The 7,099-nt window shown below is 67.5% G+C and carries 6 protein-coding genes and 1 pseudogene; 5 read left to right on the forward strand and 2 right to left on the reverse strand.

Annotated elements, in window-relative coordinates:
- The 4 genes from infB to typA form a co-directional block, all read left to right on the forward strand.
- A partial coding sequence (infB, locus tag FUT87_RS17840) for a translation initiation factor IF-2 (protein WP_147241885.1) occupies nucleotides 1–1,806 on the forward strand: 1,806 nt, incomplete at its 5' end.
- A 76-nt stretch (nucleotides 1,807–1,882) separates the two neighbouring features.
- Nucleotides 1,883–2,263 carry a 30S ribosome-binding factor RbfA gene (rbfA, locus tag FUT87_RS17845; protein WP_091732959.1) on the forward strand — a complete coding sequence of 127 codons (381 nt, stop codon included), beginning with the start codon at nucleotides 1,883–1,885 and terminating at the stop codon, nucleotides 2,261–2,263.
- 50 nt (nucleotides 2,264–2,313) lie between these two features.
- A complete protein-coding gene (gene truB / locus FUT87_RS17850) occupies nucleotides 2,314–3,273 on the forward strand; it encodes a tRNA pseudouridine(55) synthase TruB (RefSeq protein WP_091732963.1) in 960 nt (319 codons plus the stop codon).
- Between the two features lie 87 nt (nucleotides 3,274–3,360).
- Nucleotides 3,361–5,184, forward strand: coding sequence for a translational GTPase TypA (typA, locus tag FUT87_RS17855; RefSeq protein WP_091732966.1), 1,824 nt, complete (start codon nucleotides 3,361–3,363; stop codon nucleotides 5,182–5,184).
- Between the two features lie 244 nt (nucleotides 5,185–5,428).
- On the opposite strand, the gene xdp1 is transcribed toward typA, so the two are convergent.
- Together xdp1 and FUT87_RS31760 are read right to left on the reverse strand one after the other, a co-directional pair.
- Nucleotides 5,429–6,262 carry an exosortase-dependent surface protein XDP1 gene (gene xdp1 / locus FUT87_RS17860; RefSeq protein WP_147241886.1) on the reverse strand — a complete coding sequence of 278 codons (834 nt, stop codon included), beginning with the start codon at nucleotides 6,260–6,262 and terminating at the stop codon, nucleotides 5,429–5,431.
- 190 nt (nucleotides 6,263–6,452) lie between these two features.
- Nucleotides 6,453–6,839 (reverse strand): annotated as a pseudogene (locus FUT87_RS31760) (tetratricopeptide repeat protein); the annotation flags it as partial.
- A 73-nt stretch (nucleotides 6,840–6,912) separates the two neighbouring features.
- Between FUT87_RS31760 and FUT87_RS30020 the strand changes: the two are divergent.
- A partial coding sequence (locus FUT87_RS30020; RefSeq protein WP_222617189.1) for a hypothetical protein occupies nucleotides 6,913–7,099 on the forward strand: 187 nt, incomplete at its 3' end.

The raw sequence follows: 7,099 nt of genomic DNA on the forward strand, positions 1-7,099 counted from the left end.
CGCGGCGCGTCGATGTCCAACTTCCAGGCGCCGAACGAGCCGGTCATCCAGGAAGTCCACATCCCCGAGACCATCTCGGTCGCCGACCTGGCGCACAAGATGTCGGTGAAGGCGTCCGAGGTCATCAAGCAGCTGATGAAGCTGGGCCAGATGGTCACCATCAACCAGCAGCTGGACCAGGAAACGGCCATGATCGTGGTCGAGGAAATGGGCCACAAGGCGTTCGCCGCCAAGCTGGACGATCCGGATGCCTTCCTCGAGGAAGAGGGCGCCGCCGCCGAGGGCCAGCACGAGCTGCTGCCCCGCGCGCCGGTGGTCACCGTCATGGGTCACGTCGACCACGGCAAGACCTCGCTGCTGGACAGCATCCGCCGCGCCCGCGTGGCGGCTGGCGAAGCCGGCGGCATCACGCAGCACATCGGCGCCTATCACGTCGACACGCCGCGCGGCATGGTCACCTTCCTGGACACCCCGGGTCACGAGGCCTTCACGGCCATGCGTGCCCGCGGCGCCAAGGCGACGGACATCGTCATCCTGGTGGTGGCCGCCGATGACGGCGTGATGCCCCAGACCAAGGAAGCCATCCACCACGCGAAGGCCGCAGGCGTGCCGATCGTGGTCGCGATGAACAAGATCGACAAGCCTGATGCCAACCCGGAACGCGTCAAGAGCGAGCTGGTGGCGGAAGAGGTCGTGCCCGAGGAATTCGGCGGCGAGTCGCCGTTCGTCCCGGTGTCGGCCAAGACCGGCCAGGGCATCGACGACCTGCTGGAGCAGGTGCTGCTGCAGGCCGAAGTGCTGGAACTCAAGGCCGCGAAGGACTCGCTGGCCAAGGGCCTGGTCATCGAAGCCAAGCTGGACAAGGGCCGCGGCCCGGTCGCGACGGTGCTGGTGCAGTCCGGCACGCTCAAGCGCGGCGACGTGGTGCTGGCCGGCTCGACCTACGGACGCGTGCGCGCCATGCTGGACGAGGACGGCAAGCCGGCGACCGAAGCCGGTCCGTCGATCCCGGTCGAGATCCAGGGCCTGACGGAAGTCCCGCAGGCGGGCGACGAGTTCATGGTGCTGGCCGACGAACGCCGCGCCCGTGAAATCGCCACCTTCCGCGCTGGCAAGTACCGCGACGTCAAGCTGGCTCGCCAGCAGGCCGCGAAGCTGGAGAACATGTTCGCCGACATGACCGCCGGCGACGTGCAGACGCTGCCGCTGATCATCAAGGCCGACGTGCAGGGCTCGCAGGAAGCGCTGGCCTCCTCGCTGCTCAAGCTGTCGACCGATGAGGTCAAGGTGCAGATCGTCCACGCGGCGGTCGGCGCGATCAGCGAGTCCGACATCAACCTGGCGATCGCTTCCAAGGCCGTCGTGATCGGCTTCAACGTGCGTGCCGATGCCGGCGCGCGCAAGGTGGCCGAGCACAACGACGTCGACCTGCGCTACTACAACATCATCTACGACGCGGTGGATGAGGTGAAGGCGGCGATGGCCGGCATGCTGGCTCCGGAGCAGCGCGAGGAGATCATCGGTACCGCCGAGATCCGCACCGTGTTCGTGGCGACCAAGATCGGCACCATTGCCGGTTCGATGATCACCAGCGGTCACGTCACTCGCAACGCGCGCTTCCGCCTGCTGCGCGACAACGTGGTGGTCTACACCGGCGAGATCGAGTCGCTCAAGCGCCTGAAGGACGACGTCAAGGAAGTCCGCGAAGGCTTCGAGTGCGGTATCAAGCTGAAGAACTACAGCGACATCAAGGAAGGCGACCAGCTGGAAGTCTTCGAAATCAAGGAAGTGGCGCGCACGCTGTAACCCAGCCTGCCGCCGCTCCACGCCCGGCGGGTCACCCCCGCCGGGCTTTGTTGTTTGAGAGAGTGAGGAAAGAGCCATGCGTCACAAGCGATCGATCCCCAACCGCGGTCTGCGCGTGGCGGACCAGATCCAGCGCGACCTGGCCGAGCTGATCCGCGAGTTGAAGGACCCGCGCATCGGCATGGTGACGATCAGCGCGGTCGAGGTCACGCCCGACTACGCGCATGCCAAGGTGTTCTATTCGCTGCTGGTCGGCGATCAGAAGGCCACCGGCGAGGCCTTGAACGAGGCGGCGGGGTTCCTCCGCAACGGCCTGTTCAAGCGCCTGCAGATCCATACCGTGCCGAGCCTGCATTTCCACTTCGACCGCACGACCGAACGCGCCGCCGAGATGAGCGCCCTGATCGCCAAGGCGAATTCCGACCGAGCCAAGGACGACGAGACCACCGAGGACTGAGCGTCCTCCGAGACTGACAGACGACGCCCCGCGAGGGGCGCCGCACCGTGATGAGCGCAGTAGCCCCCCGCCCCAAGATCGTGAAGCGCGCCGTGCATGGCGTGCTGATGCTGGACAAGCCCCTCGGCCTGACCAGCAATGACGCATTGCAGAAGGTCAAGCGCCTGCTGCGCGCCGAGAAGGCCGGCCACACCGGCACGCTGGATCCGCTGGCGACCGGGCTGCTGCCGCTGACCTTCGGCGCGGCGACCAAGTTCAGCCAGGTCTCGCTGGAGGCCGACAAGGGTTACCGCGCGACGCTGCGGCTGGGCATCACCACGACCACCGGCGATGGCGAGGGCGGGATCCTCGAGCAGCGCGACGCCGTCGCGAAGGCGCTGGACCTGGACGCGATCCGCGCCGCCTGCGAGGCCTTCAAGGGCGCGATCTCGCAGCTGCCGCCGATGTATTCCGCGCTCAAGCACCAGGGCCGCGCGCTGTACGAGCTGGCCCGCGAGGGCGTGACCGTCGAGCGCCAGCCGCGCAACGTGACGATTCACGCGCTGGACATCGTCGACTGGCAGCCTGAGGAGCTGCTGCTCGTGATCGACGTGCGCTGCACCAAGGGCACCTACATCCGCACGCTGGGCGAGGACATCGGCGCGAAGCTGGGCTGTGGCGCCCACCTGGCTGGCCTGCGCCGCACCGCCAGCGGTCCGGTGTCGATCAGCCAGGCGGTGACGCTGGAGCAGCTCGAGGCGATGGACGACGCCGGCCGTCTCGCGCAGTTGACAGCCCCGGACAGCCTGCTCGGCGAATGGCCCGAGGTCGAGCTCAGCAACGACGAAGCCGGCCGCTTCCTGTCCGGCATGCGCCGGCGGGTGGCGCTCGGCGACCTGCCGCAGGTGCGGGTGTACGGCCAGATGCCGCGCGCCTTCCTGGGCAGCGCCCACGTGGCTGGCGGCGAACTGATCGCCGACCGGCTGCTGAGCCCCACCGAGATCGCTTCCATGCTGATGCAGGCCGCCTGAGCCGGCATCGCCCGACAAGACCCGAGACATCCCCGAGTTCCCGACTTCCTCCAAATCCGAGAAAGCCCTCCAAGCGAAAGCCGCCCCATGAGCAAGCAAATCCGCAACATCGCCATCATCGCCCACGTCGACCATGGCAAGACCACCATGGTGGACCAGCTCCTTCGCCAGAGCGGCACCTTCGCCGAGCACGAGAAGGTCGTCGACACGGTGATGGACAACAACGCCATCGAACGCGAGCGCGGCATCACCATCCTGGCCAAGAACTGCGCGGTGAGCTGGAAGGGCACCCACATCAACATCGTGGACACCCCGGGGCACGCGGACTTCGGCGGTGAAGTGGAACGCGCGCTGTCGATGGTCGACGGCGTGGTGCTGCTGATCGACGCCCAGGAAGGCCCGATGCCGCAGACCCGCTTCGTGACCAAGAAGGCGCTGGCGCTGGGCCTCAAGCCCATCGTCGTCGTCAACAAGGTCGACAAGCCGGGCGCCAAGCCGGACGCCGTCATCAACGCCGCCTTCGACCTGTTCGACAAGCTCGGCGCCACCGACGAGCAGCTGGACTTCCCAGTCGTGTACGCCTCGGGCATCAACGGCTGGTCCTCGCTGGAAGAGGGCGAGCCCGGCGGCAAGTGGGGCGAGGACATGTCCGCGCTGTTCGACACCATCCTCAAGCATGTGCCGCCGCAGAGCGGCGACCCGGCCGCGCCGCTGCAGCTGCAGATCTCGGCGCTGGACTTCTCGACCTTCGTCGGCCGCATCGGCGTGGGCCGCATCAGCCAGGGCACGATCCGGCCGGCGATGGACGTGGTCGTGATGGAAGGCCCGGACGGCAAGGTCACCAAGGGCCGCATCAACCAGGTGCTGACCTTCCAGGGCCTGGACCGCGTGCAGGCCACCGAAGCCGGCCCCGGCGACATCGTGCTGATCAACGGCATCGAGGAAATCGGCATCGGCGTGACCGTCACCAGCCCGACCAATCCGGCGCCGCTGCCGATGCTCAAGGTCGACGAGCCGACGCTGACGATGAACTTCTGCGTCAACACCTCGCCGCTGGCCGGTCGTGAAGGCAAGTTCGTCACCAGCCGCCAGATCTGGGACCGCCTGCAGAAGGAACTGCAGCACAACGTCGCGCTGCGCGTGAAGGAAACCGACGAGGACGGCATCTTCGAGGTGTCGGGCCGCGGTGAACTGCACCTGACCATCCTGCTGGAGAACATGCGTCGCGAAGGCTACGAGCTGGCCGTGTCCAAGCCGCGCGTGGTCTTCCAGGAGATCAACGGCGAGAAGTGCGAGCCGATCGAGCTGGTCACCGCCGACGTCGAGGAAACCCACCAGGGCGGCGTGATGCAGGCCCTGGGCGAGCGCAAGGGCGAGCTGGTCAACATGGAGCCGGACGGCCGCGGCCGCGTCCGCCTCGAGTACCGCATCCCGGCCCGCGGCCTGATCGGTTTCTCGAACGAGTTCCTGAACCTGACCCGCGGTTCGGGCCTGATCTCCAACATCTTCGACGGCTACGAGCCGCACAAGGGCGAGATCGCCGGTCGCAAGAACGGCGTGCTGATCTCGATGGACGCGGGCGAGATCTTCACCTACGCCCTGGGCAAGCTGGACGATCGCGGCCGCATGTTCGTCAAGCCGAACGATCCGGTCTACGAAGGCATGATCGTCGGCATCCACAGCCGCGACAACGACCTGGTCGTCAATGCGACCCGCACCAAGCAGCTGACCAACTTCCGCGTCAGCGGCAAGGAAGACGCGATCAAGATCACGCCGCCGATCGAGCTGACGCTCGAGTACGGCGTCGAGTTCATCGAGGACGACGAGCTGGTCGAGATCACGCCGAAGTCGGTGCGGCTGCGCAAGCGCCATTTGTCGGAGAACGATCGCAAGCGGGCGTCGCGCGGCTGATTGCGCGGGGCGCAGGCGCCTGGGCTGCGGAGGTCCGGGCGTTGGCCGCCGATGCATGGGGCCCCGGCGGCAAGCGCCGGAACCCCACGCATCACCGTCCCCAACCACCGTCGTACTGCCACGGTTTTGCGACCGAGGTGTGCTGGGGAGATGAAACGCCTGATGCTTGCATCGGGCGTTTTTCGTTTCTCTGCGGGAAAAAGAAAGGCGACCCATCGGGTCGCCTTTCGCGGAGCAGGGAGGCTCAGCGTTGGGATTGCTTGCGGCGGCGCAGGCCGACCAGGCCGAGCAGGGCGACCGAGGCCAGTGCCAGCGAGGCCGGCTCCGGCACGTTGCCGCCGGTGCCGCCACCGCCGCCGGACTTGTTGCCGGAGACCGAGAACAGCTTGACGAAGTCATAGCCGGTGTAGCTCGTGCCGGTGCCGCGCGTCAGGCCGCTGGTGGAACCGTCGGCACCCGTGGGCGCGCCGCCCAGCTGCGAGTTGTAGGCGGTGATGATCCACCAGCTCGAGCTGACGTTGGTGTTGAGGTTGACCGTCGTGTTGGCGGCCTTGCCGACGTCCGCGTAGCTGTTGACCAGCGACCAGCCGTTGGCCGACTTCAGCGTCGCCGCCGTCTTGCCCGCGATCGTGTTGCCGACATTCACCCCCGACGTCAGGCCGGTGTAGGCCAGCACGGTGATGTCGCTGTCGTACTGCCACCAGCCCAGCTTCACCTGGGTCAGGTTCACCGCGGCATCGAACTTCAGCAGGATCAGGTCCTGGTAGCCGTAGTTGTCCAGCGAGTGATTGGGCGACTGGCTGTCGCCACTCGGGGCCACGACGCCAAAGCCGCTACCGCTGTAGTAGGCCAGCGTGCTCTGCGCGAAGCCGTTGGTGCTGGAGTACGCACCGCCGGAGGTGTTGATCGACGCCGAGTAGGCCGAATAGCTGACGTTGGGCGCCGCATCGCCGGTCTCGCTGCAGTTGGTCGTGCAGCTGCCGGCCGTCCAGGTGGAGAGCGCATGCGCGCTGAGCGGCAGCAGTGACGCCAGCGCCGCCGCGGCCAGCCCCATCAGGCGTTGTTGAACTTTTCGCATGGTTTCCCCTCGGTCTCCCCGACCCGGTCGGAGCGTCTGATTCGTTCGAGCTGCTATGAGCAAGCTCCGGGCCAAGGTGATGTTTCCCTTACGACACAAGCACTTGAGCGTGAAGATGTCGGTCCTTGAAACGGGACTGTAAGTTTTTCTGACAAGCGCCGGCACCCCTCACCAGCGGGGCTCCGGCGGCTCAGCGCAGCGTCTGGCTCAAGGCCAGCGCTTCCTTGTGACTTTCGAACGCGGTGCTGCGCAGCGCGACATCGAGTTCCTCCTTCGCCTCCGCCTTCCGGCCGGCCTTGGCCAGGGCGGCGGCCAGGTGGTAGCGGATCTCCGGACTGTCGGGTTCGCGCAGGCGCGCGTCGCGCAGCAGTTGCAGCGCGCGGTCGCCGTTGCCGGCCAGGTGGTAGGCCCAGCCGGCGGTGTCGATGACCGCCACGTTGCGGGGATCGAGCCCCAGCGCCTTCTCGGCCGTCGCCGCGGCCGCGGCCGCCTCGCCTTGCCGGATCATCACGTTGGCCAGGTTGTTGAGCGTCTCGACCTCGTTCGGCCGGAGCTTCAGCGCCGTCTCGTAGCTGCGGCGCGCGGCGGGGGAAGCTCCCGGCGCGCGCCTGCGCGTCGCCGAGCGCCTTCCAGGCCGCCAGGTCGGACGGGTGGGTCTTCAGCCAGCGCTCGGCCAGGTCCTGCGCCGCCTTGCCGCTGCCGTCCTGCCGTCCCAGCGCCCGCATCAGGGCGAGCAGGCTGCCGCTGGTGGGCTGCAGCTCGTGGGCCTTGCGCAGCGCGTCCAGCGCCTGGGCCGGCTGGCGCCGCGCCAGCGCGACGTCGGCCAGCAGCGTGTAG

This window comes from Mitsuaria sp. TWR114 (genome assembly GCF_007997345.1).